This is a genomic window from Rhodoferax sp. RT4P68 (assembly GCF_056521305.1).
The window spans coordinates 1-1,639 of record NZ_JBWMBB010000037.1 but is presented as its reverse complement, the minus strand read 5'-3'; the positions used below and the strand labels follow the sequence as shown (position 1 = coordinate 1,639).

The 1,639-nt window shown below is 67.8% G+C and carries 1 protein-coding gene; it reads left to right on the top strand.

The annotated features are described in order from the left end of the window. The coding region (locus AC099J_RS31455; RefSeq protein ID WP_479619248.1) for an efflux RND transporter permease subunit at positions 1-1,639 on the top strand (1,639 nt) is incomplete at both ends.

Here is a 1,639-nt window from a genome sequence, read left to right as displayed (position 1 = left end):
TGCGCGATGTGGCCTTCGTCCAGATCGGTCCCGAGATGCGGCGCGGCATTGCCGAGCTGGATGGGGAGGGCGAGGTCGCCGGGGGCGTGGTGGTCATGCGCTCCGGCAAGAACGCGCGTTCGACCATCGAAGCCGTCAAAGCCAAGCTGACCGTATTGAAGGCCAGCCTGCCGCCCGGCGTCGAGGTGGTGGAAACCTACGACCGGTCCCAGCTGATCGACCGGGCCGTGGCCACGCTGCGCGAGAAGCTGATCGAAGAGTTCATCGTCGTGGCGCTGGTGTGTGCGGTGTTTCTGTTCCACCTGCGTTCTGCGCTGGTCGCGGTCGTCACGCTGCCGGTGGGTGTGTTGACCGCCTTCACTGTGATGCACTGGCAGGGCATGAGCGCCAACATCCTGAGCCTTGGCGGCATCGCCATCGCGCTCGGTGCCATGGTCGATGCCAGCGTGGTGCTGGTCGAGGCGGCGCACAAGCAGCTGGAGCATTTCGAAGACGTACACCGCAGGCCGCCCACCATCCCCGAACGCTGGGCGCTGATCACACAAGCCTCGGTCGACGTGGGGCCCGCGTTGTTCGCATCGCTGCTGATCATCACGCTGTCGTTTCTGCCGGTCTTCACGTTGGAGGCCCAGGAAGGGCGACTGTTCGCGCCCCTGGCCTACACCAAGACCTACGCCATGGCAGCAGCCGCCGGCTTGTCGGTCACGCTGGTGCCGGTGCTGATGGGCTACCTCATCCGGGGGCGCATTCCGAAGGAGAACGCGAACCCGCTGAACCGCGGGCTGATCCGCCTCTACCGGCCGGCGCTGGAAGCGGTGCTGCGCTTTCCCAAGACGACGCTGGTGCTTGCAGCGCTGATGCTGGCCGTGACGGCGGTACCGCTGCTGCGCCTGGGTGGCGAGTTCATGCCGCCGCTGGACGAAGGCGACTTGCTGTACATGCCGTCGGCCCTGCCAGGCCTCTCGGTCTCCAAGGCGTCGGCGTTGTTGCAGCAGACGGACCGCCTGATCAAGACCGTGCCGGAAGTGGCGCGCGTCTTCGGCAAGGCCGGCCGCGCCGATACGGCCACCGACCCAGCGCCGCTGGAGATGTTCGAGACGACGGTGCAGTTCAAGCCGCGCGACCAGTGGAGGGCTGGGATGACGCCCGCCAAGCTGGTCGAAGAGTTGGACCGTGTTGTCCAGGTGCCGGGCCTGTCCAATGTCTGGGTGCCGCCGATTCGCAACCGCATCGACATGCTGGCCACGGGCATCAAGAGCCCGGTCGGCATCAAGGTGGCGGGCGCCGACCTGGCCACCATCGACCGGCTCGCGGCGCAGATCGAGTCGGCAGTCAAGGGGGTGCCCGGCGTCTCGTCCGCGCTGGCCGAGCGGCTTGCGGGGGGGCGCTACATCGACGTGGACATCGACCGCGCTGCTGCTGCCCGCTACGGCCTGTCGGTGGCCGACGTGCAGGCCGTGGTGGCGACGGCCATCGGCGGTGAGAACGTGGGCGAAGTCGTGGCCGGGCGGGAGCGCTACCCGATCAACGTGCGCTACCCGCGCGAGGTGCGTGACTCGCTCGAACGCCTGCGTCAGCTGCCGTTCGTGACCGAGCAAGGCGCGACGGTGCTGCTGCAGGACGTCGCCCGCATTTCCAT